This window comes from Psychroserpens mesophilus, assembly GCF_050617655.1.
GTDB classification, from domain to species: domain Bacteria; phylum Bacteroidota; class Bacteroidia; order Flavobacteriales; family Flavobacteriaceae; genus Psychroserpens; species Psychroserpens mesophilus_A.
The window spans coordinates 1-25,712 of sequence record NZ_JBODQC010000016.1 but is presented as its reverse complement, the minus strand read 5'-3'; the positions used below and the strand labels follow the sequence as shown (position 1 = coordinate 25,712).

Annotated in this window: 22 protein-coding genes; 9 read left to right on the top strand and 13 right to left on the bottom strand. The window is 33.3% G+C overall.

What is annotated here, in order from left to right:
• From ACRHNM_RS15845 to ACRHNM_RS15835, 3 genes are all read left to right on the top strand, one after another.
• Nucleotides 1–4,193 (top strand): gliding motility-associated C-terminal domain-containing protein (locus tag ACRHNM_RS15845; protein ID WP_431137618.1); only part of this gene is annotated, 4,193 nt, incomplete at its 5' end.
• Between the two features lie 13 nt (nt 4,194–4,206).
• Entirely contained in the window at nt 4,207–5,124 is a 918-nt protein-coding gene (locus ACRHNM_RS15840; RefSeq protein ID WP_431137617.1) for a PorP/SprF family type IX secretion system membrane protein, read from the top strand.
• Between the two features lie 10 nt (nt 5,125–5,134).
• Entirely contained in the window at nt 5,135–7,063 is a 1,929-nt protein-coding gene (locus ACRHNM_RS15835) for an OmpA family protein (protein ID WP_431137616.1), read from the top strand.
• Nucleotides 7,064–7,891: 828 nt separating this feature from the next.
• On the opposite strand, the gene ACRHNM_RS15830 is transcribed toward ACRHNM_RS15835, so the two are convergent.
• Nucleotides 7,892–8,386, bottom strand: a complete 495-nt coding sequence (locus tag ACRHNM_RS15830; RefSeq protein WP_431137615.1) for a CAP domain-containing protein — start codon at nt 8,384–8,386, stop codon at nt 7,892–7,894.
• 209 nt (nt 8,387–8,595) lie between these two features.
• Entirely contained in the window at nt 8,596–9,243 is a 648-nt protein-coding gene (gene pdxH / locus ACRHNM_RS15825; protein ID WP_431137614.1) for a pyridoxamine 5'-phosphate oxidase, read from the bottom strand.
• 82 nt (nt 9,244–9,325) lie between these two features.
• Here pdxH and ACRHNM_RS15820 point away from each other — a divergent pair, with 82 nt between their 5' ends.
• The gene (locus ACRHNM_RS15820; protein ID WP_431137613.1) at nt 9,326–9,757 is read left to right on the top strand and encodes a hypothetical protein; all 432 of its coding nucleotides are present in this window, start codon (nt 9,326–9,328) and stop codon (nt 9,755–9,757) included.
• A 19-nt stretch (nt 9,758–9,776) separates the two neighbouring features.
• Here ACRHNM_RS15820 and ACRHNM_RS15815 read toward each other — a convergent pair whose 3' ends face one another.
• From ACRHNM_RS15815 to rpsA, 5 genes are all read right to left on the bottom strand, one after another.
• A complete protein-coding gene (locus ACRHNM_RS15815; RefSeq protein ID WP_431137612.1) occupies nt 9,777–10,682 on the bottom strand; it encodes a ribonuclease Z in 906 nt (301 codons plus the stop codon).
• An 80-nt stretch (nt 10,683–10,762) separates the two neighbouring features.
• Entirely contained in the window at nt 10,763–11,095 is a 333-nt protein-coding gene (locus tag ACRHNM_RS15810) for a ribonuclease Z (RefSeq protein WP_431137611.1), read from the bottom strand.
• A gap of 4 nt (nt 11,096–11,099) precedes the next feature.
• The gene (locus tag ACRHNM_RS15805; RefSeq protein ID WP_431137610.1) at nt 11,100–12,029 is read right to left on the bottom strand and encodes an aspartate carbamoyltransferase catalytic subunit; all 930 of its coding nucleotides are present in this window, start codon (nt 12,027–12,029) and stop codon (nt 11,100–11,102) included.
• A gap of 5 nt (nt 12,030–12,034) precedes the next feature.
• Nucleotides 12,035–12,574, bottom strand: a complete 540-nt coding sequence (pyrR, locus tag ACRHNM_RS15800) for a bifunctional pyr operon transcriptional regulator/uracil phosphoribosyltransferase PyrR (protein ID WP_431137609.1) — start codon at nt 12,572–12,574, stop codon at nt 12,035–12,037.
• Nucleotides 12,575–12,783: 209 nt separating this feature from the next.
• Nucleotides 12,784–14,649 carry a 30S ribosomal protein S1 gene (rpsA, locus tag ACRHNM_RS15795; RefSeq protein ID WP_431137608.1) on the bottom strand — a complete coding sequence of 622 codons (1,866 nt, stop codon included), beginning with the start codon at nt 14,647–14,649 and terminating at the stop codon, nt 12,784–12,786.
• A gap of 290 nt (nt 14,650–14,939) precedes the next feature.
• Here rpsA and ACRHNM_RS15790 point away from each other — a divergent pair, with 290 nt between their 5' ends.
• Nucleotides 14,940–15,320 carry a LysM peptidoglycan-binding domain-containing protein gene (locus ACRHNM_RS15790; protein WP_431137607.1) on the top strand — a complete coding sequence of 127 codons (381 nt, stop codon included), beginning with the start codon at nt 14,940–14,942 and terminating at the stop codon, nt 15,318–15,320.
• A 68-nt stretch (nt 15,321–15,388) separates the two neighbouring features.
• Here the strand turns inward: ACRHNM_RS15790 and cmk are convergent, their stop codons facing one another.
• The 4 genes from cmk to lon are packed head-to-tail and all read right to left on the bottom strand — an operon-like array spanning nt 15,389 to nt 20,403.
• Nucleotides 15,389–16,084 carry a (d)CMP kinase gene (gene cmk / locus ACRHNM_RS15785; RefSeq protein ID WP_431137606.1) on the bottom strand — a complete coding sequence of 232 codons (696 nt, stop codon included), beginning with the start codon at nt 16,082–16,084 and terminating at the stop codon, nt 15,389–15,391.
• Complete coding sequence (porQ, locus tag ACRHNM_RS15780) at nt 16,084–17,103, bottom strand: type IX secretion system protein PorQ (protein WP_431137604.1); 1,020 nt, start codon at nt 17,101–17,103, stop codon at nt 16,084–16,086. The genes cmk and porQ overlap by 1 nt, the downstream gene beginning before the upstream one ends.
• A gap of 50 nt (nt 17,104–17,153) precedes the next feature.
• On the bottom strand, nt 17,154–17,966 hold the full coding sequence (locus ACRHNM_RS15775; RefSeq protein ID WP_431137603.1) for a LysM peptidoglycan-binding domain-containing protein: 813 nt from the start codon (nt 17,964–17,966) through the stop codon (nt 17,154–17,156).
• The gene (lon, locus tag ACRHNM_RS15770) at nt 17,950–20,403 is read right to left on the bottom strand and encodes an endopeptidase La (protein WP_431137602.1); all 2,454 of its coding nucleotides are present in this window, start codon (nt 20,401–20,403) and stop codon (nt 17,950–17,952) included. Before lon ends, ACRHNM_RS15775 begins: the two co-directional genes overlap by 17 nt.
• A 230-nt stretch (nt 20,404–20,633) precedes the next feature.
• Here lon and ACRHNM_RS15765 point away from each other — a divergent pair, with 230 nt between their 5' ends.
• The 4 genes from ACRHNM_RS15765 to ACRHNM_RS15750 are packed head-to-tail and all read left to right on the top strand — an operon-like array spanning nt 20,634 to nt 23,658.
• Nucleotides 20,634–21,191 carry an RNA polymerase sigma factor gene (locus ACRHNM_RS15765; protein ID WP_431137601.1) on the top strand — a complete coding sequence of 186 codons (558 nt, stop codon included), beginning with the start codon at nt 20,634–20,636 and terminating at the stop codon, nt 21,189–21,191.
• A 10-nt stretch (nt 21,192–21,201) separates the two neighbouring features.
• The gene (locus tag ACRHNM_RS15760) at nt 21,202–21,765 is read left to right on the top strand and encodes a hypothetical protein (protein ID WP_431137600.1); all 564 of its coding nucleotides are present in this window, start codon (nt 21,202–21,204) and stop codon (nt 21,763–21,765) included.
• Nucleotides 21,766–21,823: 58 nt separating this feature from the next.
• The gene (locus tag ACRHNM_RS15755; protein WP_431137599.1) at nt 21,824–22,918 is read left to right on the top strand and encodes a hypothetical protein; all 1,095 of its coding nucleotides are present in this window, start codon (nt 21,824–21,826) and stop codon (nt 22,916–22,918) included.
• Between the two features lie 23 nt (nt 22,919–22,941).
• Nucleotides 22,942–23,658: a head GIN domain-containing protein gene (locus tag ACRHNM_RS15750; protein WP_431137598.1), complete on the top strand. Its 717-nt coding sequence runs from the start codon at nt 22,942–22,944 to the stop codon at nt 23,656–23,658.
• 83 nt (nt 23,659–23,741) lie between these two features.
• Here the strand turns inward: ACRHNM_RS15750 and ACRHNM_RS15745 are convergent, their stop codons facing one another.
• Both ACRHNM_RS15745 and ACRHNM_RS15740 read right to left on the bottom strand, forming a co-directional pair.
• Nucleotides 23,742–24,767 carry a hypothetical protein gene (locus ACRHNM_RS15745; RefSeq protein ID WP_431137596.1) on the bottom strand — a complete coding sequence of 342 codons (1,026 nt, stop codon included), beginning with the start codon at nt 24,765–24,767 and terminating at the stop codon, nt 23,742–23,744.
• 454 nt (nt 24,768–25,221) lie between these two features.
• A complete protein-coding gene (locus ACRHNM_RS15740) occupies nt 25,222–25,674 on the bottom strand; it encodes a hypothetical protein (RefSeq protein WP_431137595.1) in 453 nt (150 codons plus the stop codon).
• Nucleotides 25,675–25,712 lie beyond the last annotated feature (38 nt).

Sequence of the window (25,712 nt, the reverse complement as noted above, 5' to 3'; positions counted from 1 at the left end):
AATGTTCTGGTACTGATAATGAATCCTTAGCTAACGATTGGAATGCAGCCAACATTGCTGCCCTTGAATCGTGTGTAGCAGATACCTGTGATACAGATTTCACTGGTCAGGTAACTTCAGACTATGACTTTAATAACCTAAGTCCTACTTGTGGTCAAGGTGGTACTATTGCTGTCATCTATACTATTACTGATGACTGTGGAAATGCAACAACACTAAATGCAACATTGACTCTTGAAGACACTTCTGCTCCTGATTTAACGAACTGTTCGGTTACTGATGGAACTATCGAATGTTCTGGTACTGATAATGAAACTTTAGCTAACGATTGGAATGCAGCCAACATTGCTGCCCTTGAATCGTGTGTAGCAGATACCTGTGATACTGATTTCACTGGTCAGATTACTTCAGACTATGACTTTAATAACCTAAGTTCTACTTGTGGTCAAGGTGGTACTATTGCTGTCATTTATACTATTACTGATGACTGTGGAAATGCAACAACACTAAATGCAACATTGACTCTTGAAGATACTTCTGCTCCTGATTTAACAAACTGTACTGTTGAAAATACTGTCTTAGAATGTTCTGATACTGAAAACGAAGCCTTAGCTGATGCCTGGAATGCGGCCAACATTGCTGCCCTTGAAGCTTGTGCTACTGATTCTTGTGATACAGATTTCTCTGGTCAGGTAACTTCTGACTATGACTTCAACAACCTAAATACAACATGTGGTCCTTGTGGTACTATAAATGTAACGTATACCGTTACTGATGATTGTGGGAATGAAACAAGCCTAACAGCTACACTAACTTTTGATGATGGTACTATTCCTGATTTAACAAACTGTTCGGTGACTGATGAAGCTATTGAATGTGATGGTGACAATAATGAAACCTTAGCTAACAATTGGAATGCAGCTAACATTACTGCGCTTGAAAATTGTGCTGATGATCTTGGTGTGACTGTAACGTCTAATTATGATTTTAATAACCTTAGTTCTACGTGTGGTCTAGGTGGTACAATTGCTGTAATCTACACCATTACTGATGACTGTGGAAATGCAACAACACTAAATGCAACATTGACTCTTGAAGATTCTTCTGCGCCTGATTTAACGAATTGTTCGGTTACTGATGGAACTATAGAATGTTCTGGTACTGATAATGAATCCTTAGCTAACGATTGGAATGCAGCCAACATTGCTGCCCTTGAATCGTGTGTAGCAGATACCTGTGATACAGATTTCACTGGTCAGGTAACTTCAGACTATGACTTTAATAACCTAAGTTCTACTTGTGGTCAAGGTGGCACAATTGCTGTAATCTACACCATTACTGATGACTGTGGAAATGTAACAACACTAAATGCAACACTGACTCTTGAAGATACTTCGGCGCCTGATTTAACGAATTGTTCGGTTACTGATGGAACTATAGAATGTTCTGGTACTGATAATGAATCCTTAGCTAACGATTGGAATGCAGCCAACATTGCTGCCCTTGAATCGTGTGTAGCAGATACCTGTGATACAGATTTCACTGGTCAGGTAACTTCAGACTATGACTTTAATAACCTAAGTTCTACTTGTGGTCAAGGTGGCACAATTGCTGTAATCTACACCATTACTGATGACTGTGGAAATGTAACAACACTAAATGCAACACTGACTCTTGAAGATACTTCGGCGCCTGATTTAACGAATTGTTCGGTTACTGATGGAACTATCGAATGTTCTGGTACTGATAATGAAACTTTAGCTAACGATTGGAATGCAGCCAACATTGCTGCCCTTGAATCGTGTGTAGCAGATACTTGTGATACAGATTTCACTGGTCAGGTAACTTCTGACTATGACTTTAATAACCTAAGTTCTACTTGTGGTCAAGGTGGTACTATTGCTGTCATCTATACTATTACTGATGACTGTGGAAATGCAACAACACTAAATGCAACATTGACTCTTGAAGATACTTCTGCTCCTGATTTAACGAACTGTACTGTTGAAAATACAGTATTAGAGTGTTCTGATACAGAAAACGAAGCCTTAGCTGATGCCTGGAATGCAGCCAACATTGCTGCCCTTGAAGCTTGTGCTACTGATTCTTGTGATACTGATTTCTCTGGTCAGGTAACTTCTGACTATGATTTTGAGAACCTAAGCTCAACTTGTGGTCCTTGTGGTACTATAAATGTAACGTATACCATTACTGATGATTGTGGGAATGCAACGAGCCTAACAGCAACACTGACTTTTAGTGATGAAACTATACCAGATTTAACAAACTGTTCGGTGACTGATGAAGCTATTGAATGTGATGGTGACAATAATGAAACCTTAGCTAACAATTGGAATGCGGCTAACATTATTGCTATTGAAAATTGTGCTGATGATCTTGGCATTACTGTGACTTCTGATTATTCATTTCCTAATTTAGTTCCAACATGTGGACAAGGTGGAACAATTGCTGTGGTCTATACAGTTATTGATGATTGTGGGAATGCAACTTCGCTAAGTGCTACATTAATAATTGAAGACACAACTAATCCAACTATTGATACACCTGCGTCTGACCTTACAGTTGAGTGTGATGGAAATGGGAACTCTGCTGATCTTCAAGATTGGTTAGATAATAATGGTGGTGGTGCTGTCGCTTCTGATGCCTGTTCTAATGTTACTTGGACAAACAATTTCTCAGCACTTTCTGACGAATGTGGTGAAACAGGTTCTGCTACTGTAACATTCACTGCTACTGATGCTTGTGGTAACACGGCTAACACTTCGGCAATATTCACTATCGTAGATACAACCATTCCTAATATCGAAACTCAGGCCTCTGACCTTACGGTTCAATGTGATGGAAATGGAAACTCTGCTGATCTACAAGATTGGTTAGATAATAACGGTGGTGGTGCTGTCGCTTCTGATGCCTGTTCTAATGTTACTTGGACAAACAATTTCTCAGCACTTTCTGACGAATGTGGTGAAACAGGTTCTGCTACTGTAACATTCACTGCTACTGATGCTTGTGGTAACACGGCTAACACTTCGGCAATATTCACTATCGTAGATACAACCATTCCTAATATCGAAACTCAGGCCTCTGACCTTACGGTTGAGTGTGATGGTACGGGTAATATTAGTGATCTACAGAATTGGTTAGATACCAATGGTGGTGCAATTGCGTCCGATTCATGCTCAGATATAACATGGACTAATGATTTCTCTGCTCTATCTGATGAGTGTGGTCTTACTGGTTCAGCAAATGTAACATTTAGTGTTACTGACGAATGTGGTAACATGGTTGACACTACAGCAACATTTACTATTGTAGATACATCTCCACCTGTACTCACATCAGATTTTGAGGATATAATAAACGTAGTTTGTGATGACATTCCTGGTATTCCAAACTTAGAATTTCAAGATGCTTGCTCACAAATGAGTGTAATTGCTCCAGATCCTGATAATGAAGTTATTGAATTTATTGATAATGATAATTATCAAATTATAAGAACATGGACAGTATCTGATGATTGTATGAATACAAATACTTACATACAAACTATTAATGTTTCGGTTGAAAGCCAAGTACAAACTACAGATACTGAACTTTGTATCATAGAGGATTTTGATTTTGATCTTTTCTCAACTCTATCTGGTAACTTTGATACAGATGGTGTATGGACTGTAACTGCTGGAGATGTTACTATTGATGGTAGTTTCTTTAATCCTTCTACATTATTGGATATTAATGGTGGATTTACTGATGCTGATTTGGGTGATTATATGTTCACTTATACTGTAGGTGGTGATTGTCCAAGTATTACTGATGTCATAATAACTATTAATGATGATTGTGTGGTTTTACCATGTGGTGAAGATGATGTTATTATATCGAAAGCTGTCACACCTTCTGTTTTAGATGGAGTTAATGACGTGTTTGCTGTAACAGGAATTGAAGATTGTGGTTTCGTGATAGAACTACAAATATTTAATCGTTGGGGAGCAAAAATTTATGACAATTCAAACTATAAAAACGACTGGAATGGTCAATCTTCTGGAGCTTCTGTTGGAAATTCAGGGTTTGTGCCAACTGGAACATATTATTATATCATAAAATTAAAAGGTAGCACTGGTGATTTAGAATTAAAACCAATCACTGGACCAATCTACGTATCAACAAACTAAATCTTAACCTAAAATGAAATTAGTAAAGTTTAACATTATAGCATTTATACTATTCAGTAGCTGGATTGGAGTTGCTCAGCAGCTCCCACAGTTTACTCAGTATATGTACAATACTATCTCGATAAACCCAGCATATGCAGGAAGTAGAGAAACATTAAGTGTTGTAGGTCTACATAGAAGTCAATGGGTTGGTCTTGAAGGAGGCCCAACAACTCAAACACTCTCTGTACACTCACCTTTGAGAAATGAAAAAGTTGGATTAGGTTTATCTTTTATAAATGATGAATTAGGTTATCAAAACTTTTCATATCTATATGGTGACTTCTCATATACTATTCGTGTAAGTGAAAACAGTCAATTAGCATTTGGTATAAAAGCCGGATTTACTAGCTTTAGTCTCGATGCCGATTTCCGACAAGCAGAAATGAATGACCAAGTAATTTTTGGTTTTGAAGACCGTTGGAAACCTAACATAGGAACTGGTGTCTACTGGCATAGTAACAGATGGTATTTAGGCCTTTCTGCACCTAGAATATTGAATACAGATTATACAGGAGATGAAGAATTTGAATCTCTAGAAAGAATCAGTTACTATTTTACTGGTGGATATGTATTTGATTTAGGTGAAAACACAAAGTTAAAACCAGCAATGTTACTCAAAGCTACTAATGGTGCACCTCTTTCTTTTGATTTAACTGCTAACTTTTTATTTTATGAAAAGTTTTGGGTAGGTGGATCGTATAGAATAAACGAATTAGCTCAAGCTATTGGTGGTATTGCAGATTTCCAAGTATCTAAACAATTGAGAATTGGTTATGCATACGAATATCCATTATCAGAATTAAGTGCCTATACAAGTGGAACTCATGAAGTACTACTTATGTTCGAAATATTTAAAAGCAAACGTATTAAATCGCCTAGATACTTCTAAAAATTTAATCATGATGAAAACAAAAACTTTAATCTTATTTTTTGTATTGAGTAGCACATTCATGATTGCTCAAGAAAAACTAGCCGATAAATTCTTTGGCAACTACAATTATGTCAAAGCAACTGAACTATACAAGGAAGTCCTTAAAAAAGGAGATACCAGTGCACACGTATTAACTCGTCTGGGAGATTGTTATTACAATAACTCTAAACCAGAGGATGCTGCACATTGGTATAAAAAAGCATTGCAGAAATATGATAACGATGTAAACCCTGAATACATTTATAAGTACATCCAGTCTTTGAGAAGTTTAGGTAATTATTCTGAAGCTAATGAATGGATGAAAAAATTTACACAGATTCAAAATAACGACACCAGAGTAAAAGGCTATGATCCTGAAAACATTAGTAAATATAATGAGCTTGCTAAAACTGAAAAGGATCGTGTTGTCAAATTGGTTAACTTACCTTTCAACTCTAAATTTTCTGATTTTGGTTCGTTTATTCACAATAATCAACTATATTTTGCTTCATCTAGAAATACAGATGAAGACAAACTTTATGGCTGGAATCAGGAGCCTTTCCTCGATATCTACAAGGTTTCAGTAGAGAAAAAGGAAGATAGTATTATTTACGGAAGTGCTGATTTTATAAACGCTGAAAAGATAAATACAGATTACCATGAAGCTTCAATAGCCATTACAAAAGATGGTAAAACCATGTATTTCACCAGAGATAATGTAAGTAAAAAGAATAAAGTTAAGTACGATAAAAAAGGAACAACACATTTAAAACTCTACAAAGCAAAGCTTGTTGGTGAAGCCTGGGCAGATATTGAAGAACTTCCTTTTAATGATGATGTATTCTCAACTGGACATCCTGCTCTAAGTTCGGATGATAAAACCTTATACTTTGTTTCAGATCGTGATGGTGGTTTAGGTCAAACCGATATTTACAAAGTAGACATTAATGATAACAACACCTACTCTGAACCTGTAAATCTTGGAGAACAGATCAATACTGAAGGTCGCGAAATGTTTCCGTTTGTGAGTCAGGACAGTACGTTTTATTTTTCATCTGATGGTCATTTAAATTTAGGCTTTTTAGACATTTTTAAATCTGATATCATTAAAGATGAAAATGCTCAACCTGAAAATCTTGGAGCTCCTTATAACAGTGGTTTTGATGATTTTGCCTTCTTTATGAATCCTTCTGAAGAAGAAAATGATAAAACCGGTTATTTCTCGTCTAACAGGCCAGATGGTCAAGGTAGTGATGATATATACAGTTTTGATGCTAGTATATGCCTTCAAACTATAAAAGGTATTGTGAGAAACTTAAACACCAACGATATTATACCTGGAGCATCTGTTAAACTTATTAATGAGGTTGGTAAAGTACTTGAAGAATTAGAAACGAATGAAAAAGGAGAATATGAATTTACTGTAGATTGTAATAAAAACTATACAGTTTTAGGAAGTAAAGAAGATTATAAAGATGACCTTAAAAAAGTTGCTACTGATAATGAACATGAAAAAATTACTGAAGCAGATCTTTACTTGGAGCCATTAATTAATGATAATCAAATTGTCATTAACCCAATTTTCTTCGATTTTGATAAGTCTAATATAAGAACAGATGCGCAATATGAACTTGAAAACATTGTCGATGTGATGCGTGCACATCCTAATATGGTGATAAAAATTGAAGCTCATACAGACAGTCGTGGACGAGATGCTTACAATATGAAACTATCAGATAGAAGAGCTAAATCAACCAGAGATTATATTCTTTCAAGAGGAATTTCTCCTGAACGTATTGAAAGTGCTATCGGTTATGGTGAAAGTCAGTTGCTTAACAAATGTTCTAATGGTGTGAAATGTACTGAAGAAGAACATCAATTAAACAGACGTTCTTACTTCTATATTTTAAAAGAATAAAAGACACCCTCTATTTTGAACTTAGAAAAAGCAGATTCATTTATGATCTGCTTTTTCGCATTTATAGAACTCCATTATATTTAAAAACTTTACCATCTAAATCGTCACTTATAATAGCACTTATGCCATACCAATGGTTTATGAAATAATCTGATACGAGCTTGATTGTATTTAGCGTTGTATCAGAAATAGCGTTTTGTCATTGATACCAAAAGCTTCCTATAATTACCGTAGAGTTTTATTTGTTTTGAAATAGTTCATCCTAATAATCTTCAATAAATAACGGCTTAGCAAACTTATAGACTTCGTTTGGATTAAGAATAGAATCATGCTTTAAATAACATATCATTAAACTGCTGTCTCTCAATATCTGGTTTTTAGTCTTCAGCATCCTAATCGACATAAAAATTAGATATCCCTTCTCTACCCTTACCAAAACAAATATTTTCAAGAAAATTATTTATAACGTATATAAAGTCATTTCAAGTTTATGTTGTATTTCATTTTCAACTTATGAATTAATGCCACTCCAACCTTATCATCTTTATTTACGAGGATCGAATCATTTAATTCTACTCCTTTAATAAATAAATTATACAAACCTTTCTAATTATGCAATTAATGTGCTATCAATAAACAACATGCAGTTTATAAAAATTGATATTCCTTTTATGTCAGATTAACTTTGTAAAGTATTGTAAGAATATGAAAACAACAACACATAATCTCATGATTATAATTATAATTTGAATACGTATAAAAAAAAGCCACAGTTACACTGTGGCTTTAAAAACAACTATTTGCTATTAATCAAGTTTTTGAAATATTTTATTTTTTTATAAATATGTTTGTAAAAAACCATTTACCCTCATTATTCTTTTCTGCAGAAACATCAAAATCTGTAAAATCTCCTTCTATATTTGCTCTGTGACCTTCACTATTAAGCCAGGCATTTACAACAGATTGAGCTGAACTAAATGCATAAGCTACATTTTCTGATACCTTAGTTGCAGAGGCATTTTGTATTAGGCTATTCTTACGTTGAAAAAAGTTATCATGAGATACATTATTAACTTCTACCATGTAATCTGTATGCGTAAATGCTACAGCTTTTATTGTATTATGATTACTCAATGGGTTTAATCCAAGATTGATTCTATGAGCATTAATTAGCTCTAAGATTTCAATTTCAATAGTCTTTGCTTCAGGAGCGGTAAGTAATTCAACACTATCAATTGTTTCTTCTGGATATTCTTCAGTAGAACAAGAGAACGTTAACAAAGCGATTAATGCCAATAAAGGCAACATTTTAGTAGGTTTCATAACGTAGGTCAAGTTTTGGTAATTCAGATTTGGGGTCTAAATTGTTTGGTTAATTAATTACTGACTAAAAACGGGGCAGAATTCAGTCAACTGCTAATTTCTTCGACAATATACATAAACGAATAAATATTCATCGCTTATAAACATTATTTTTCGACAAAACGTTTTAAAATGTAAGAATTTTCTATTTTTTTGTGTAGTTCATCGACTTAAGGAGATAATCGATCTTGAGTCCAGTTGTAATTTTCATCTAACTGATAACGAATTCTATCATGTAATCTGTTAGGTCGTCCTTGCCAAAATTCAATCTCAACAGGTTTAACAATAAAACCTCCCCAAAATTCTGGTCTGGGAATGTCTTTACCTTGATAGTCTTTTTCTAAGGTCTTTAAACGGTTCTCTAAAGTTTCTCTATCTTTAATTATGGCACTTTGATTAGAAACTAAAGCTCCTAACTGACTTCCTCGTGGTCTGGACTCGAAATAACCATCACTTAAATTCTCTGCAATTTTTTCAGCTTTACCTTTTATGATAACCTGACGCTCTGCTTCAGCCCAGAAAAAGGAAATACAAACATTTGGATTACGAGCGATGGCCTTTCCTTTTTCGCTCTCGTAGTTGGTATAAAAAATAAAACCTTCGTATGTAAATTTTTTAAGAAGCACCACTCTACTTTTAGGAAAACCATCTAAACCTATCGTGCTTATGGTCATTGCATTTGTTTCTCCAACATTAAAATTGGTATCGACTTCATGAAACCATTTTTGAAAAACTTCTAAAGGATTATCGCTAAGGTTCTCTTCAAGTAATTCTTGCTTTTGATATGATTTTCTGTAATTGCCTAAGTCTGTATTCATTAGATTGTATAATAAAAATTTATATGAATTTTCTTTTTTAGCTTCAAATATTTCTTATAAATTTAAGGAATAATCCCTTGAAATGACTTTTGAAAACAGTAAATATTCTAATCTTTTAGATTATAGAAAACTAGAACTTCCTTTCGGAAACGTATACATTACTAAACAATTTATTATCTCAGAATTAAATGAAGGTGTTCATGTCGATTATGACTTGGTCAGTAAACTAATCGGAAAATTCTCTGAAGACATCAGCAACGATACCAAAGTAGGCTATATCGCTAATCGGATAAATTCTTATTCTTTTGAGCCTCAATTATGGCTTGATTTTAATAATGATTTCGACTTATTAGTAGCTAGTGCTATTGTAACGTATAGTGATTTTGGCTATCTCAACTCAAGCTTAGAAAAGCATTTTTTTAAGAAGAGTCTAAAACGCTGTCACAGTTTAGATGAAGCTATAGAATGGATGATGGAATTAGAAGAATTAAAAATAGAAGTTAATTCCAAATAAACATTTGAGTATTGCCATTCTAAAACTCAAACGTTTTACCATCTTTTGCCAATTCTACATGTTCAAAAATCTCAGAGGCTTCTTCTTTAAAAAGATTCAAGTCATTATATCGTGTTGAATAATGTCCTAAAATTAAAGTTTTAACATTCGCTTGTTTTGCAATGCTAGCCGCTTGCTTTGCTGTACTATGTTTTGTTGGAATCGTTAATTTTTCATTTTTTTCTAAAAATGTTGATTCATGATACAGAATGTCAGCATCCTTTATTACTGGAATCAACGCTTCATTGTATGCTGTATCACTACAATATGCATAACTTTTAGGCTTATTAGGAGGTTTTGTAACAGTATCGTTTTTTACTAAATTCCCATTATTATCTTCGACATCAAAACCTTGTTTTAATTTTCTGTAGTAAGCTATGTCGATATCAGCATTCAAAACAGCATTCATATCAAGTTTGCGCTCACCTTTCTTTTCTTTGAACAGAAAGCCGTTGGTATAAATATGATGATCTAATGGAATGGTATAAACTTCAACCTTATCATCCTCAAATATTAATTCAGAAGTATGAGACGTTAATTCATGAAAAATAAGCTTGTAATTAGTCCAGGATTCTGAAAGTTTCATTTGTAATGTAATGATGTCTTTCAATCCTTTTGGTGCATATATATGTAAATCTGCTTCACGCGTAAGTAATCGGAACGTTGAAATTAATCCCACTAAACCAAAGTAATGATCACCATGCAAGTGTGAAATAAAAATATGTTTGATTCTAACAAATTTAACTTTATTTCTGCGTAATTCTACCTGAGTTCCTTCTCCACAATCTATTAAGAAGGTATGATTTTTAATCTCTAAAACTTGAGAGGTAGGATTGGTATTTGTTCTGGGCGTTGCACTGTGACAACCAAGTATTGTTAATTTCATTTATGCTGTTTGTTGTTCAGTTGTTAAGCCGTACAAAGTCGTTACAACTAAACGACATACTAGAAAACGACTAACCTATTTTAAAAGCCAAGATCGCGCTCCATTTCTTCCATTTCAATAATGTCATAAGCTTCTTGAAGTGTTGGTACAACAACGATTTCATCTGGTGTCTCATCAAGATTGGTTTTATCTGAAACTATAACAAACGAATGTTTTGCTTTTCGGTGTTTATTTGAAATCTGAAGAAATTCGACAATATCAGAAAGCGTAACTTTATTTAATGTCGTTAGACATACGATGATATTATCATTCTTAAAACGCTCATAAAGCACATCAATTTTTTTAACTAGCTCTACTACAGAGGCTTTTTCCTGAGTAATTATGGACGTGTTTCCGTTTTTATCAAAAATCATAATCTTAGTGTTTTATTTTAGACGCTAATAAATAAATAACAGCCATTCTGATAGCCACACCATTTTGAACCTGATCAAGTATAATAGCTTGTTTTGAATCTGCAACATCACTTGTTATCTCAACACCACGATTTATTGGTCCTGGATGCATAATCGTAATGTCTTTGTTTAGGGAATCTAGTAAAGTTTTAGTAACGCCATATTGTTGCGTATATTCTCTTGTGGAAGGAAAATAACTTATATCCATTCGTTCATTCTGAACACGCAACATGTTTGCTACATCACACCAGTGCAGAGCTTTTTGCAAGTTAGTTTCTACTTTTACTCCTAAACCTTCTATGTATTTTGGAAGCAAGGTTTTTGGTCCGCAAACCATCACATTGGCTCCTAATAATTGTAAGGCATAAATATTAGATAATGCTACTCTACTGTGTAAAATATCACCAACAATAACGACATTTTTTCCTTTAACTGTTCCCAGTCGTTCTCTTATAGAATACGTGTCTAGCAAAGCTTGTGTTGGATGTTCATGTGCTCCATCACCTGCATTGATGATGCTGGCATCGACATGTTGAGATAAAAATACTCCTGCTCCAGGATTAGGGTGACGCATCACAACCATATCTACTTTCATAGATAGGATGTTATTAACAGTGTCTATTAAAGTTTCTCCTTTTTTCACTGAAGACTGCGACGCTGAAAAATTAATCACATCTGCAGACAGTCGCTTCTCAGCCAGTTCAAAGGATAATTTTGTTCGTGTAGAATTTTCAAAAAATAAGTTGGCAATCGTAATATCTCTCAGCGAAGGTACTTTTTTTATCGGTCTGTTAATCACTTCTTTAAAATGATCTGCCGTTTCAAAAATTAATTGAATATCTTTTTCGTTGAGATATTTAATTCCTAATAAGTGATTGACACTTAATTCGCTCATAGTATTTAATTATTTATCAAATATACTGTGTCTTCGCCTTCGTTTTCAACCCAGTTCACTTTTACTTTTTCTTCATTTATAGCATCTACCTGTCGTCCTCTATAATTGGGCTGAATGGGTAAATGTCTGCTAAAACGTCTGTCGATTAATGTGAGTAATTCAATTTCATTTGGTCGTCCAAACGACTGAATAGCCGTCAATGCAGCTCTTATACTACGTCCTGTGTATAATACATCATCAATAAAAACAATATTCTTACCTTCTACTAAAAAATTAATTTCGGTGGTATTGGCTTCCAGTATTTTTTCTCCTCTCCGGAAATCATCTCTAAAAAACGTGATGTCAAGTTGGCCTAATTGAATGTTTTTAATCTTATAATCGTTTTTGAGCATTTCTGCCAGTCGATTGGCGAGATACTTTCCTCTTGGTTGTAATCCGATAAGCACAGTATTAGAAAAGTCATTATGATTTTCAATAAGTTGACAAGCCAGTCGATGAAGAATGATGTTTACCTCTTTGGCATTAAGTAACACTTTTTGACTCATATGGTTTCCAAACGTATTTGGTAGACAAAGTTAAACTAAAAATTTAGGGTTTGCAATGGTTTTCTTTAGATGTGAAATTGCATAGGCGTAAAGTTGAGAAGTTGTATCGCTATTGGTACAAACGCTTTCAAAAAAAAAAGCCTCTCATTTCTGAAAGGCTTTTCGTTATTTAAAATGGATTCCGCATCAAATGCGGAATGACAAAAGAATTACTTTTTCCCGTCCATTTTATCTTTAAGAGCTTGTAAAGCATCATTAGCATCACCTAAAGTTGGCTTCGCTTCTGCTGCTTGAGCTTCTGCTTTTTTAGCAGCCGCTTTTACATTAGCAATTTCCTCTTCTTTAAAGATAGCTGTATGAGAAGCAACTACGCGTTTAAATTCTTTATTGAATTCAATAATTTTAAACTCAGCAGATTCACCTTTACCTAATTTCTTACCATCTTCTTTTTCTAAGTGACGAGAAGGCACAAAAGCAACGATATCTTCGTTAAACTCAATAGTAGCTCCTTTGTCAACGATTTCAGAAATTTCAGCTGTATGAACAGTCCCTAAAGCAAATTCAGTTTCATATTTATCCCAAGGGTTATCTGTAGTTTGTTTGTGACCTAAAGATAATTTACGTCCTTCAACATCTAATTCTAACACGACAACTTCTAAGTTATCACCTACGTTACAGAATTCACTTGGGTGTTTAATTTTCTTAGTCCAAGATAAATCTGAGATATAAATTAATCCGTCGATACCTTCTTCTAATTCAACAAACACACCAAAGTTTGTAAAGTTACGAACAATACCTGTGTGTTTAGAACCTACAGGATATTTGCTAGTAATATCTGTCCATGGATCTGGTGTTAATTGCTTAATACCAAGAGACATTTTACGATCTTCTCTATCAAGAGTTAAGATTTCAGCTTCGATTTCATCACCAACAGATACGAAATCCTGAGCAGAACGTAAATGCGTTGACCAAGACATTTCACTTACGTGAACTAATCCTTCAACACCTTCTTCTACTTCAACAAATGCACCATAATCAGCAATAACAACAACCTTACCTTTTACTTTATCTCCAACTTTTACATTTTCGCCTAAAGCTTCCCAAGGATGTTTGCTCAATTGCTTAAGACCTAACTGGATTCTAGACTTATCTTCATCAAAGTCTAAGATTACCACATTAAGCTTTTGGTCTAATTCCACAATTTCATTAGGATGATTAATTCTTGACCATGATAAGTCAGTAATATGAACTAATCCGTCAACACCACCAAGATCAATAAATACACCATAAGATGTAATATTCTTAACAGTACCTTCAAGTACCTGACCTTTTTCTAATTGACCAATGATTTCTTTTTTCTGTTCTTCAATATCAGCTTCAATTAAAGCTTTATGAGAGACTACTATGTTTTTGAATTCGTGGTTGATTTTCACAACTTTAAATTCCATAGTTTTATTTACGTACTGATCGTAATCTCTAATTGGCTTCACATCAATTTGCGAACCTGGTAAGAATGCTTCAATACCAAATACGTCAACGATCATACCACCTTTAGTTCTGCATTTTACAAAACCATTTACGATTTCACCTGTATCGTGTGCATTGTTTACACGATCCCAAGCTTTGATTACTCTTGCTTTTCTGTGAGATAATACCAATTGACCAGTTGCGTCTTCACGAACATCAATTAATACTTCTACTTTGTCACCAACTTTAAGATCTGGATTGTAACGGAACTCATTAAGAGAAATTACACCTTCAGATTTTGCATTGATATCAATAATAGCATCTCTATCAGAAATGTGAATCACTTCACCTTCAACAACTTCGTCATTAAGTGTATCAACGAAATTTTCTGCTACTAGTTTTTCAAATTCTTCTAATTGTTTGTCATCAACCGGATCAATACCTTCTTCGTAATTGTGCCAGTTAAAATCTTTTAAGAATTTTTCAGGATTTGCTTGTGACTCAGATACTTTTTCTTTTGGAGTCTCAACTGTTTGTGTTTCTGTAGTTTCAACAGTTGTTGCTTCAGTAGTTTCTACTTCAGCTTGTTTTGTTTCTTTTTCAGACATGTGCTGAATATTAATTTGTATTCTGTATGTTTAGAAAGATTAAAGCGAATACACACAGAAGTGTTATTGTTTGTTTGTTATATATTGTCCTTTTATCTTTCTTAGGGTTCGCTAAAAGGAGTGCAAAAATATATATTTTCTATCAATAAAACAAACAAAATAAACGCTAAGCGTTTTATGAGATATTGATTCTTCAAAAATGTTTAAAAAAGTTATCTAACTTATTGATTTTTTGGCTCATAAATTAATATCTTTACCATACATATAATATTAAAATTAAAACGAAAATTATGGTAAAAGCAAAATACCAAGACGTGCTAGATTTAGGCGAAACTTTAAACATTCAAAATGGAGATGTTAAGGTTGAAGATGGTAAATTAAAAATTTGGGGAACAGCAAAAACACAATATGAAAAAGATTTACTTTGGGACGCTATTAAAGCCATAGGTGGTGATAGTCCGTCAGATATTATGGCAGACATTAAAGTTGCAGACACTTCAGTGTACACCAGACATACTGTAAAAAGCGGAGAAACTTTGGGTAAAATTGCCAAGCAATATTATGGTAATCCTGCAAAGTATCATGATATTTTTAAAGCGAATTCTGACATTCTTAAGAATCCTGATTTAATTCATCCAGACCAAGAATTAATTATTCCTAATTTATCATAATGACAGTTTAAGAAACTCATAAAAAAAGCAACCATGGGTTGCTTTTTTTATTTTGTATTTATGAATCGTTAATTACATTCAGCTATTTTAGCTTTTGCCAAACTATAGATAAACTCAAATTGCTCATCTAAATTTAAATTAGAATTATCAACTTTAATAGCATCTTCAGCCATTGCTAAAGGCGAATCTTCTCTTGTAGAATCAATATGATCTCTGCTTTGTACATTTTTTAAGACATCTTCAAAACTCACATCATCTCCTCTTTCAATAAGTTCATCATAACGACGTTGTGCTCTTTTTTCTGCGGAAGCTGTCATAAATAATTTTAATTCTGCTTCAGGAAATACAACGGTTCCAATGTCACGACCATCCATAACAACACCTTTATCTTTTCCTAAACTTTGCTGCTGTAAAACCAATTGTTCTCTTACTTCTGAAACAGTAGCTACCTGACTTACAAACTGAGATACTTCAAGAGTTCTTATTTTCTTTTCAACATTTTGACCATTGAGATACACTTCAGCAAAACCTAGCTTTTTATTAAACTTGAAACTAATTTTAATAGCATCGAGTTGCTTTATTAATTGCGCTTTATTAAATTGATTTTTGTGTATCAAATTATGTTCCATAGCAAATAAAGTCACTGCACGATACATGGCTCCAGAATCGACATAGATATATCCTAAAGCTTTAGCTAAACGTTTTGCGACTGTACTTTTTCCTGTAGAAGAAAATCCGTCTATTGCTATAGTAATTTTATACATTATCTTAAATCAATTTGTAAGCCAAAAAAGCTTGTGTTAGATGCACTGGTATATCTGGCATGCGTATAACTAAATCGCATTTTATTCAACTTAATTCCTATTCCCATAGATAGACCTGAAAAATTTCGCTGTTCTTCAATACGTAATTCTTCAGCTCTTCTAAAGTTATAACCTAAGCGAATATTAAATCCACGTTCTGGAAATAATTCTGCTCCAATCACAGTATGTCTCATCACTTCACCTAAAAATCCTGTTTTTTCCTGAGTTTGGTTACCATCTAAATCTGTGGTAGCTCTTGCTGGATTTGAAAAAGCTATTGGCCATTTCTGTAAGTTTTCAAAAGTTAAATGCCAGCGTAATGGCATGTTTTCAAGTGTTTGCGACAACCCTAAAGAAACCTCTAAAGGTAATTTTTCATTTAGCCCAGCATAGGTTACAATTTGAGTACCAAAATTTCGAATACTTAAAGCTGCGTGGAAATCTAATTTCTCATTAATATACATCGCTCCAAAATCGGCAGCAATACCTATAGAGTTGTATTGCTCTAATTTAGAAGTAATCATTTTTAAATTTGCTCCAATATAAAAATCACTATAAGGAATTTGAAACGCGTAACCAGCAGATAAAGCAGCTTCATTCCCTGTAAAAGTTCCTGTTGAAACTCCGTTTAAATCATAACCATCAAACTCTCCATAGTTGATGTATGTCATGCCTACATGAAAGGTTTGTACATGTCTGTCCCACGTATAGGCATATGCTGCTGTTCCGTAACTTATACCTCCTAAGTAGCTGGAATAATTGACAGCCAGCTGGTTGTCCATTTCGGCATTAATACTTGCAGGATTAAATAGTGCGCTAGTAACATCATAATCATAATTGGTAATGACTTTACCTCCCAAAGCAGCTTGTCGTGGAGAAGATACCAGATTTAAAAATTGAAATGTCGACTCACCACCCACTTGTGCAAAAAATGCAGAGGTCGTTAATAGACAAATAAACGTGGTAATTTTCTTTAGCATATAAGTTTGCAAAGTAAATAAATCTATCTTAAAACGAGTATATGTCTATTTTATTTTTTTGATAGTGTTGAATTCTGATTTACCTGAAGTTTTTGTCCGACTTTAATTAAATTACTTGACAGTTCATTAAGGTCTTTTAAATCATCAACTGTAGTATTATTTCGTTTGGCTATGTTATATAGTGTATCTCCTTTTGAAACGATCCAAACCGATTCAGAACTGGTTTCATTAGCGTCAAAATTTCTTACTCTTAAAGTTTCACCTTCCTTAATGAGCGTGGTTTCAAGATCATTAACAGCCATTAGTTGTCTTAAACTTGTTTGATATCGTTTTGATAATGCATATAACGTTTCCCCTTTTTTGACCAGGTGAAAATCAGAGGTATTCGTTTCTGTTGTGTCTTCAGTATTTATAGAATTTTGATTAGCAATCAATGAATCATTGGGTAATAATTCGTCAGAAACGCTATCTTCAATGGCTTTGTTTGGATTTTCCGTTAAATCAGACTCCTCAGTTTCACTTGTTAACGCAGATCCTTTTAATGTATTAACTGAGGTATTGTTAGAATCAGTAATTTCTGCATTTTTAGAATCTTCAGAATCGACCAACATATCCTTGAGCAGATTTGTCTTTATCACAGTACGATTGTCCAGCACTGAATCTTGAATTTTTTTGGCGGTTCTAGATTTCGCAATCTCACCATTAGTAAATGTTATTTCTCCAGTTACCAGATTCAATTTTGCTGGTTTTCCGTCTAAAAGGACATCCTTATAATTAGCGGTTTCATTACTCTGCGCAAAAACTCCAAAACCAGAAGTTGCAAAAACAAAAACCGTAGCTATTAATCTAAAGCTTTTTAGCATTTTTTACTTTTTGATTGGTTAATGCCAATCTCAAAACGTCACTCATATCTTTGACATAATGAAATTTTAATCCTTTCAAATATAAGGGATTTATTTCTTCTATGTCTCTTTTATTGTCTTCGCAAAGTAAAATTTCTTTAATTCTGGCACGTTTAGCCGCTAAAATTTTCTCTTTAATTCCTCCTACAGGTAATACTTTACCTCTTAAAGTAATCTCTCCTGTCATTGCTAAACTATTTTTCACCTTACGCTGTGTAAATAAGGACACTAATGATGTTAACATGGTGACACCTGCACTCGGACCATCTTTTGGTGTTGCGCCTTCAGGAACGTGAATATGTACATTATACTTTTCAAAAACATCTGGATTGATTCCAAATTCATCTGCATTTGATTTTATGTATTCCATAGCAATCGTAGCAGACTCTTTCATAACTTTTCCTAAATTACCAGTAATGGTCAGATTGCCTTTTCCTTTAGATAGAATAGATTCAATAAATAAAATATCGCCTCCAACGCTCGTCCATGCTAAACCAGTAACAACACCTGCAACATCATTATTTTCATATTTGTCACGTTCTAATTTAGGTGCTCCAAGTACATCAATGATGTCTTTATTAGTCACTTTAATGTTATAATCTTCTTCCATAGCAATGTTTTTGGCTGCATGACGTACCATTTTTGCTATTTGCTTTTCTAAACCACGAACTCCTGATTCTCTCGTATAACCTTCAACAATTTTTTCAAGTTGTGGCTTAGCTATTTTTAAATGCTTGTCTGTTAAGCCATGCTCTTTTAATTGCTTCGGAAGTAGATGGCGTTTCCCGATTTCTACTTTTTCTTCAATAGTGTAACCTGTTACATTAATGATTTCCATACGATCTCTTAATGCTGGCTGAATGGTATTTAAACTGTTAGACGTTGCTATAAACATTACTTTAGACAAGTCAAATCCCATTTCAAGGAAATTGTCATGAAACTCACTATTTTGTTCAGGATCTAACACTTCAAGCAAAGCAGATGATGGATCACCTTGATGAGAATTAGACAACTTATCAATTTCATCGAGAACAAATACAGGATTAGAAGTTCCTGCTTTTTTCAAACTCTGAATAATTCGCCCAGGCATTGCGCCTATATATGTTTTACGATGACCACGAATTTCAGCTTCATCACGTAAACCACCTAACGACATGCGCACGTATTCGCGTCCTAAAGCTTCAGCAATAGACTTTCCTAATGAGGTTTTACCAACTCCTGGAGGTCCATACAAACAAAGAATAGGCGATTTCATATCATTTCGTAATTTTAAAACAGCCAGGTATTCAATAATTCGTTTTTTAACATCATCTAAACCATAATGATCACGATCTAAAATACGCATGGCACGTTTTAAGTCGAATTTATCTGTACTAAACTCCTCCCAAGGTAAATCTAAAAACAAGTCTAAGTAATTACGCTGAATCGAATACTCAGCAACTTGAGGATTCATACGTTGCATTTTTGACAATTCCTTATCAAAGTGTTCTGCAACCTTATCATTCCATTTTTTTTGTTTGGCACGCTTGCGCATCTCTTCAATTTCTTCACCTGAAGACACACCTCCTCCAAGTTCTTCCTGAATGGTTTTCATTTGTTGATGCAGGAAATACTCACGTTGCTGTTGATTCATATCACTTTGAACCTTAGACTGAATATCATTTTTAAGTTCCAGTTTCTGAAATTCGATATTCATGAACTTCAAAGTTGCCAATGCACGTTCTTTTAAATCGTTTATTTCTAACAATTCCTGTTTTTCTTTTACAGAAAGGTTCATGTTAGAAGACACGAAATTCACCAAAAACGAGTTGCTTTCAATGTTTTTTATCGCAAAAGTCGCTTCGGTTGGAATGTTTGGACTGTCTTTTATAATTTGAAGTGATAAATCTTTAATAGATTCAATAATTGCAGAAAACTCTTCATTATCAATCGCTGGCTTGGCTTCAGGAACATCTTTTACTGTAGCTGTTAAGTAAGGATCTTCAGAAGTGATCTCCTGAATTTCAAAACGTTTTTTTCCCTGAATGATAATCGTCGTGTTTCCATCAGGCATTTTAAGTACTTTCAAGATACGTGCAACGGTTCCTTTTTTAAACACATCTTTACCTGTAGGATCTTCAATCGTTTCATCTTTTTGTGAGACGACACCAATAACTTTGCTGCCTTTGTTGGCATCATTAATTAGTTTTATTGATTTGTCTCTGCCTGCTGTAATAGGAATTACTACTCCAGGAAATAAAACCGTATTACGTAATGGTAATATTGGTAATGATTCTGGAAGGGTTTCATTATTGATTTCAGCTTCATCTTCAGGTGTCATTAAAGGAATTAATTCTGAATTTTCATCAAAATCCTGAAATGACAAACTGTCAAGCTTTAAGAAATTAGACTTTGCCATATTATTTTTTTAGTCATTCTGTCATTAAAATAACAGAAGTTATCGATTTATAATTATTTAAATAACCTCATTAAACCTTGTTTGTTAAACACTTACAAAGTAAATGAAATTATATACCTTTATCTAATTTCAATAGTTATGCCATTACGCTTTATAAACTTAAAAACTTTTTGTAATCAAACTGTAACAATTCATTTACTCTTTCATCTCTATAATAAAGCAATTGTTTTTTGACACTAACCAATCAAAATATAGAGCAGTTATTACAGCTTTGTAAATCTGGTGACCAACATGCACAAATGGAAGTCTACAACAGATATTATAAGGCTATGTATAACACAGCATTCAGAATTGTGAAAGACAGTTTTGAAGCTGAAGACATCATGCAAGATTCGTTTTTAACCGCCTTTACAAAATTAGACAGTCTTAAAGAGGTTAAAACATTTGGATCTTGGCTAAAGCGTATCGTTATAAATAACAGTATTTACCACTATAAAAAGAATACAAAATATAATGATGTACCCATTGATGATGTGCTTTATAAAATTGAAGAACATTCTGGAATTGTTGAAAATAATGGATTTACTGATTTGAAAGTGAATCAGGTTTTAGACACGATGAAATTACTTAAAGACAATTACAGAATGGGATTAACATTACATTTGATTGAAGGATATGATTACGAAGAAATATGTGACATCATGAACATTTCCAACGCCAATTGTAGAACATTAATATCACGAGCTAAAGATAGTTTACGAAAAAAACTTGCGCCTTTGGCCTCTTAATACAAGAACGATGAAAAAAGATAACATAGATCAACTTTTCGAAAAACTTGACACTAAGTTTGATGTTGACACACCTAACTCAGGACATCAAAATCGATTTTTAGAAAAATTAAAACAACAACACAGAACTGATGACACTAGTCCGCAACAAAAATCAAATTACTGGAAACCCATACTTGCTGTAGCCGCATCGATAGTATTATGTTTTAGCATATTTACATTTATGCAAGAACAAGAGCCTGATTTAAAGGATTTGGCAAGTGTATCTCCAGAATTATCCAAAACTCAAGACTTTTTTACACTAGCCATCCAAAATGAATTAGAAACTCTTGAAACTGAACGCTCTCCAGAAACTGAAGAACTAATTGATGATGCTTTAAAACAGCTCAATGTACTGGAAAAAGATTACGAAAAACTAAAAAAAGATCTTACAGAATCTGGTGATGACAAACGCGTTGTTTATGCTATGATTTCAAACTTTCAAAACAGAATAGATGTCTTAGAGCATGTATTACAAAATATTGAAGAAGTCAAACAGTTTAAAAGCAATGCATCAAATCAAAATACATTATAACTATTAAAAACAATCCAAACATGTTCGCAACTGTTCGGAAAAATAAAATACAATCCTTATGAAAACACAATTACCATATCAATTACTCTTTGCATTTATACTATTACCTACATTAGTGATAGCAGGCAATACAAAAAACTGGTCTGGAAAACATACCAAAGAAAAAACCATAAAAAAAGACTTTACAGTTTCAGCAAATGCAACTTTAAAAGTTGATAACAGCTATGGAAACATTGATGTTGTCACTTACGAAGGTTCAATAATTAGCATTGAAGTTCATATTAAAACCAATGGAGACGATATAGATAACGTACAAGATAAAATTGATGATATAGATATCGAGTTTAATGCTTCATCATCTTCTGTAATGGCAAAAACAATTTTCAATAAAGAGAAATCAAAATCATGGTGGAATTGGGGAAAGAATAACAATGTGAATATGTCTATTAACTACGTTATCAAATTACCAATCACAAACAATGTAGATTTAAATAATGACTACGGAAACATTACATTAGATAAGTTGGAAGGTCGCGCTGAGATTAATTGTGACTATGGAAAAATTACCACCAAAGAATTAATGGCAGACCATAATGACATTAAATTTGACTACACAAATAACTCGTATTTTGAATACATTAAAAGCGGAAGCATCAATGCAGATTACAGTGGCTTTACAGTTGGAACGGCTAAATCATTAGATATTAATGCTGATTATACCACGTCTGAAATTGAATTGGCAGAAAACATTTCTTACAATTGTGATTATGGATCCATGAAAATCAATAATGCTAATAATGTCGAAGGCAATGGAGACTATTTAACACTAAGATTAGGTACGATTTATAAAAACATAATGATTAAGGCAGATTATGGTTCTATAAAAATAGAAAAGATGACTGCAAATGCTGGAAATATTGATATCGAATCAGATTACTGTGGCATTACTATTGGCTATGATTCTAATTATGCCTTTAATTTTGACATCGATCTAGAGTATGCATCACTTCGAGATGCCGAGGGCTTCGAGTTTACAAAAAAACGTATTGAATCATCAGATAAATACTATCAAGGTTACTACGGAAATTCAAATAGTGGAAACATGATAAGAGTTAAAACTGAATATGGCAGCGTAACATTTAAAAAACAATAACAATCTATTAAAAATTATAAATAATGAAAAAATCAATCTTAATTACAGCTCTTTTGTTTTGCATTTCATTTGGTTATGCAGGAGACAAAAAAATAAAAGGAAACGGAACTACAACGACAACGACAAGGTCTACCTCAGACTATGATGCGGTTGCATGTGCTGGATCATTTGACTATGTTTTAGTTAAAGGTAATGAAGGAGAAATCATTCTCGAAGGTGAAGAAAACTTACTTGAATATATTATTACTGAAGTAAAAAACAACAAGCTTGTAATTAAAACAGAAAATAATGTAAATCTAAAACCAAGTAACAACAAGACTATAAAAATCACCATTCCTTTTCAAGATATTAGCAGTGTATCCTTAGCTGGTTCTGGCGATTTATGGAATGAAGACATTATCACAGCTACAAATTTAACAGTAGCTTTAGCAGGTTCTGGTGATGTGGTTTTAAATATTGAAGCTTCAAATACCGAAGGCAAAGTGGCAGGTTCTGGTGATTTAACCTTAAAAGGCAACACAAATAAACTTGAGGCTAAGGTAGCTGGTTCGGGAGATTTTCATGGATTCAATTTACAGTCTAATCACACAGACGTAGCTGTTTCAGGCTCGGGAGATGCAAAAGTTGTTTGTAATGAAAGTTTAAAAGCCAGAGTTGCCGGATCTGGTGATATTGAGTACAGAGGAAATCCTAAAACCGAAGATACTAAAGTAGCTGGTTCAGGAAGCATTAGTAATTAAGAATACATCAATCAATTAAAACAAAAAAAGCCACTCAGACAGAGTGGCTTAATATTTATAATCTTCTTTTTTTGTTGAATATATTAGTACTCTAAATCTACTAAACCTTGAGCTAAGTTCAAATCAGCTCCATCAGTTCTTGTTACTATCCCTCCAAATGTTCCTTGAATTACACCACCTGAATTTACAGTGATGTTATTTGTAAAATCATCAAATCCATCCATGTTTGGAAAAAACTCACCATTATTTAAAGTTAATTTAAAATTTTGCATTACATCTACACCTGTTGTGCCTTCTGGCACTTCAAACTCTATAAAATAATTAGCTCCTTGTTCTGTATTACTACCTGTTACAAAAACTACTCCTGAGTTTAAAACTGCATTATTGACAATAAATTGGATATTTAAGGTTCCTGCAGTTACGCTTAAAGTACCAGAAACATTTGTTGGAGCGCAATCTCCTAAGTCATCAATTATAGCTTGAATACTTCCATTTGTGTCACCACAAAATGTTATTTTGTTTTGTAAAGCAACTTTATACTCATTACATAAAGTGCTGTCAGATGTATTTGCATTGTATGCTGATTCAGCATTATTAGCTACTGTAGTTGCAGTGTCACATGGATCTGGACTAACGCCTCCACAATCATCCAAACCATCAATTATAGCTTGAATACTTCCATCAGAGTCTCCACAAACAGTTATTTGTATTTGTAAAGCTGTTAGATAGGTACTACATAAGCTTGAATCAGAAGGGTCTGCATCATAAGCCGTCTCTGCATTATTAGCTGCGATAGTAACAGTTTCACATGGATCTGGATTAGTAGCTCCACAATCGCCAAGACTATTAATTTGAGTTTGTAAAATCCCATCAGGATCACCACAAAATTCTATTTGAACTTCTAAAGCATTTCTATATGCAATACATAATTGTGTATAGTTCTCATCTGTAACGTCCAGAAAAGCTATTGCTGCATCCTGTGTGTTTTGAGCAGCTATTTCACAAGACAATACATCCTCTGTTGTAAAATCGCCTTCCAGAGGCTCATTTTCACAAGTAAAGGCTGTGAGTAATACAAATAAAGAAAAAAGAAAACTTAGCTTTTTCATAGCAAATATTGATTTAGTTGATACAAAGTTACTAATTTTATCAATACTTCTTTTTAATATTTTCTATTGTGCATTACTAAATGTTTAATCTATAAAATTAAAGATGACTATTACATCTCCTCTATTAAACTGAATCAATGTGACATAAATAATGGGGAGTCAAATTTCATATTAGATCAAAACGATAATAATAATTTCGATATGGATTATCTGATAAGTACAGGAAGAATTTTAAAATCTAAAATACATCAAATTTAGAAGCAGTATTAATGAGTTATAGAGAGGCAAACAGCTGCTTTTAATGAATGTTAAACACCTGAAAGAATAGTTAATACAATAATAAGAACCAATTATTATAAAAAAGTAACTTCAAATAAAAAAGCCTCTCATTGAGTGGCTTTTTTATTTGTGTAATTAAATTGAGAGAGTTAAGATTTGCAACACTGATTTTAATTTAGAAAGACCTTACAGCTCTATAATAAACTAAATTATATTTATAATCATTAACTACAGATCCAGAAGTTAAATCGATAGTAAATAAACGATAATCATTAGAATAATCATCACTAGAACTTGCAAGGTTACTAGCTGTGCTTCCGCTAAAATCACCAAAGCCTTGACTAAATAAATTTGTATAAACCAATTCCAATTCTCCAATTGAAGGCAAGTACCAGTCATCAAAACCATTTAAATTTAAATCAGAACATATTTTTGCTGCTACATCACCAGTACTTTGAATAATTCCAACTGGGTTGACAAATTCCTGACATTGTTCAGGGTCGTTATAAAAATTAATACTATTATGATAATCTAAAATTATGTTGGTATTATTCAAACCAGAACCGAAATCTACCACTGTACCTGATATTGTATTATACTGAAATAGGTTGACCTTTTTTGGGTTCATTTTTCGTTAATTAAAAGGTCAAATATTCTAAATTTAGT

Bases quoted from the DNA above. Each gene is read 5' to 3' on its own strand.
- ACRHNM_RS15840 (WP_431137617.1), top strand. From the start codon at position 4,207: ATGAAATTAGTAAAGTTTAACATTATAGCATTTATACTATTCAGTAGC.
- ACRHNM_RS15835 (WP_431137616.1), top strand. From the start codon at position 5,135: ATGATGAAAACAAAAACTTTAATCTTATTTTTTGTATTGAGTAGCACA.
- ACRHNM_RS15830 (WP_431137615.1), bottom strand. From the start codon at position 8,386: ATGAAACCTACTAAAATGTTGCCTTTATTGGCATTAATCGCTTTGTTA.
- pdxH (WP_431137614.1), bottom strand. From the start codon at position 9,243: ATGAATACAGACTTAGGCAATTACAGAAAATCATATCAAAAGCAAGAA.
- ACRHNM_RS15820 (WP_431137613.1), top strand. From the start codon at position 9,326: ATGACTTTTGAAAACAGTAAATATTCTAATCTTTTAGATTATAGAAAA.
- ACRHNM_RS15815 (WP_431137612.1), bottom strand. From the start codon at position 10,682: ATGAAATTAACAATACTTGGTTGTCACAGTGCAACGCCCAGAACAAAT.
- ACRHNM_RS15810 (WP_431137611.1), bottom strand. From the start codon at position 11,095: ATGATTTTTGATAAAAACGGAAACACGTCCATAATTACTCAGGAAAAA.
- ACRHNM_RS15805 (WP_431137610.1), bottom strand. From the start codon at position 12,029: ATGAGCGAATTAAGTGTCAATCACTTATTAGGAATTAAATATCTCAAC.
- pyrR (WP_431137609.1), bottom strand. From the start codon at position 12,574: ATGAGTCAAAAAGTGTTACTTAATGCCAAAGAGGTAAACATCATTCTT.
- rpsA (WP_431137608.1), bottom strand. From the start codon at position 14,649: ATGTCTGAAAAAGAAACAAAACAAGCTGAAGTAGAAACTACTGAAGCA.
- ACRHNM_RS15790 (WP_431137607.1), top strand. From the start codon at position 14,940: ATGGTAAAAGCAAAATACCAAGACGTGCTAGATTTAGGCGAAACTTTA.
- cmk (WP_431137606.1), bottom strand. From the start codon at position 16,084: ATGTATAAAATTACTATAGCAATAGACGGATTTTCTTCTACAGGAAAA.
- porQ (WP_431137604.1), bottom strand. From the start codon at position 17,103: ATGCTAAAGAAAATTACCACGTTTATTTGTCTATTAACGACCTCTGCA.
- ACRHNM_RS15775 (WP_431137603.1), bottom strand. From the start codon at position 17,966: ATGCTAAAAAGCTTTAGATTAATAGCTACGGTTTTTGTTTTTGCAACT.
- lon (WP_431137602.1), bottom strand. From the start codon at position 20,403: ATGGCAAAGTCTAATTTCTTAAAGCTTGACAGTTTGTCATTTCAGGAT.
- ACRHNM_RS15760 (WP_431137600.1), top strand. From the start codon at position 21,202: ATGAAAAAAGATAACATAGATCAACTTTTCGAAAAACTTGACACTAAG.
- ACRHNM_RS15755 (WP_431137599.1), top strand. From the start codon at position 21,824: ATGAAAACACAATTACCATATCAATTACTCTTTGCATTTATACTATTA.
- ACRHNM_RS15750 (WP_431137598.1), top strand. From the start codon at position 22,942: ATGAAAAAATCAATCTTAATTACAGCTCTTTTGTTTTGCATTTCATTT.
- ACRHNM_RS15745 (WP_431137596.1), bottom strand. From the start codon at position 24,767: ATGAAAAAGCTAAGTTTTCTTTTTTCTTTATTTGTATTACTCACAGCC.
- ACRHNM_RS15740 (WP_431137595.1), bottom strand. From the start codon at position 25,674: ATGAACCCAAAAAAGGTCAACCTATTTCAGTATAATACAATATCAGGT.